Source organism: Candidatus Propionivibrio aalborgensis (genome assembly GCF_900089945.1).
Classification (GTDB): Bacteria; Pseudomonadota; Gammaproteobacteria; order Burkholderiales; family Rhodocyclaceae; genus Propionivibrio; species Propionivibrio aalborgensis.
The window spans coordinates 1-2,497 of sequence record NZ_FLQY01000267.1; the positions used below are offsets into that span (position 1 = coordinate 1).

Consider the following 2,497-nt stretch of genomic DNA (forward strand, 5'->3'; position numbering starts at 1 on the left):
GTCGATTTTTTCGTCTTCGCGGGTTTCTGCCTGATCTATGTGGTGGCTTCGCGCCGTTTCTTCGAAAACGTGGCCAACAGGCTTTTGCATCAGATGGATCAGGTGAAACGTGAAATGGCGCAGATCAAACAGGCAGCCCCCGCCTTGCGCGAAGAGCCATTTGAATTGCCAGCCGTTGTATCCGAGCCGGAAGTGGTCAGGGAATCGCTGTCCTACAATGACATCGAAATCCTGCGCGAATTGGCGCAAGAGAGTTACGTTTACGGCAACCTTGTCGGATTGACGGACAAGACCGGTCTGGCGCGTGATCTGGTCAGCTCGCGCCTTGCCGTGCTCAAAAGCCTTGGCGTCATCGAAACGCGTATGAACGAAAGAAATGTCCTGCACTGGTTTGTTTCACCCAAGGGCAAGCAGATGCTCGGCGATGTCCTGTCCGGACAGGAAGAGCATTAATCGACTTCCGACCTGAGAAGTCAAAACGAGTCAAGTGAATAGTCGTTATGTTCACACTGAAATATTGGTGAAAATGGGCCGACTTCCGGTTTCCTGAACCACGCTTGGCCCAATTTGACAGGCGGCCAGATTGCCAGTCAGTTTTGTTGAGAACCCATAATGAACATAGTCATTCTCGCTGCAGGACAAGGAAAGCGCATGCATTCCAACCTGCCCAAAGTCCTTCACCCGGTCGCCGGCAAGGCGCTGGTGTCGCATGTCATCGACACTGCGCGAAGCCTGTCGCCGCAGACGCTTTGTCTGGTTTATGGTCATGGCGGCGATACCTTGCGAAATACGCTGGACGCACCCGATCTGGCTTGGGTTTTGCAGGAGCCGCAACTAGGCACCGGGCACGCCGTGCAACAAGCCTTGCCGCATTTGAAACAGGAGGGCACGACGCTCATCCTGTACGGTGACGTGCCATTGATACAGTCCGAAACACTGAACAGGCTCGTACACGCTGCTCACGACGCTCTGGCCATCCTGACTGTCGAGCTGTCCGATCCGGACGGCTATGGGCGAATCGTGCGCGACGACGCCGGGCAGGTTGTACGTATCGTCGAGCAGAAGGATTCGACGGCGGCTGAACGCAGCATCCGTGAAATCAATACCGGCATCATGGCCATGCCGACCTCGCGCCTTGATGAATGGCTGGGTCGCTTGTCGAACAACAACGCGCAACAAGAGTATTACCTGACCGACATCGTCGGCATGGCCGTCGAGGCGGGCTTGCCGATTCGTACCGCCAACCCGAAAAACGAATGGGAAGTGCTCGGCGTTAACAGCAAAGTACAACTGGCCGAGCTGGAACGCATCGCCCAACGCAGCACTGCCGAACGGTTGATGGAGCAAGGCGTACGCCTGGCCGACCCGGCACGCATCGACGTTCGCGGAAGTTTGGTCTGCGGGCGCGATGTGTTCATCGACGTCAACTGCGTTTTCGAGGGCCAAGTCGTGCTCGACGAAGCCGTCGAAATCGGCCCCAACTGCGTATTGACCAATGCCCGCATCGGCGCCGGAACGCGTCTGGCTGCCTTTACTCACATCGAGGATGCCGTCGTCGGGCCGGATAACAAGATCGGGCCCTTCGCTCGCTTGCGTCCGGGAGCCGACCTGGCGGAAGACGTACACATCGGCAACTTCGTAGAGATCAAGAAGACCAGCATCGCGGCGCATTCCAAGGTCAATCATCTGGCCTATATCGGCGACGCCACCATCGGCCGCCGGGTCAATGTGGGTGCCGGTACGATCACCTGCAATTACGACGGGGCGAACAAATTCCAGACGATAATCGAAGACGATGCCTTCATCGGCTCCGATACCCAGCTTGTTGCCCCGGTCACTGTCGGCCGCGGCGCAACCCTGGGGGCCGGCACTACGCTGAGCGAAGACGCGCCTCCCGATACCCTGACCCTGACGCGCCCGAAGCAAATTTCCATTAGCGGCTGGAAACGGCCGGTCAAAATCAAAAAGTGAGTTAGATCATGTGTGGCATCGTTGCCGCGGTCGCCGACCGCAATGTAGTTTCCGTTCTACTTGAAGGCTTGCGCAAGCTCGAATACCGGGGCTATGACTCGGCAGGCCTGGCACTGATCAACGGCTCGGGATTGCAACGGCTGCGAGCGGTCGGCCGAGTCGCCGAACTGACTACACAGGCTGATCAAAGCAGTGCGTACGGCAACACGGGAATCGCTCACACGCGTTGGGCAACGCACGGCGCGCCGTCGGAACGAAATGCGCATCCGCATATCTCGGAAGGTCTGGCCGTAGTACATAACGGCATCATCGAGAACCACGAGGTCTTGCGTGCCCGACTGAAGTCCGAAGGTTATGAATTCACGTCGGATACCGACACCGAGGTGGTGGGCCACCTCATTGCTTCCGAATTGAAGAAGTGCTCGGACTTCTTCGCCGCCACGCGTGCGGCGATCGCCCAACTGCAGGGCGCTTATGCCCTCGCCGTCCTGCGCGAATCCGAACCCGAGCATGTCGTGGTGGCCCG

Annotated in this window: 2 protein-coding genes and 1 pseudogene; all 3 read left to right on the forward strand. The window is 58.0% G+C overall.

Annotation, left to right across the window (positions count from 1 at the left end; translation table 11 throughout):
* Positions 1 to 453, forward strand: a 453-nt coding sequence (locus PROAA_RS12585; RefSeq protein WP_342669220.1) for a YEATS-associated helix-containing protein, incomplete at its 5' end; no start/stop codon positions are given.
* Positions 454 to 612: 159 nt separating this feature from the next.
* Complete coding sequence (gene glmU / locus PROAA_RS12590) at positions 613 to 1,971, forward strand: bifunctional UDP-N-acetylglucosamine diphosphorylase/glucosamine-1-phosphate N-acetyltransferase GlmU (RefSeq protein ID WP_186411673.1); 1,359 nt, start codon at positions 613 to 615, stop codon at positions 1,969 to 1,971.
* A gap of 8 nt (positions 1,972 to 1,979) precedes the next feature.
* Positions 1,980 to 2,497 (forward strand): annotated as a pseudogene (locus PROAA_RS12595) (glutamine--fructose-6-phosphate transaminase (isomerizing)); the annotation flags it as partial.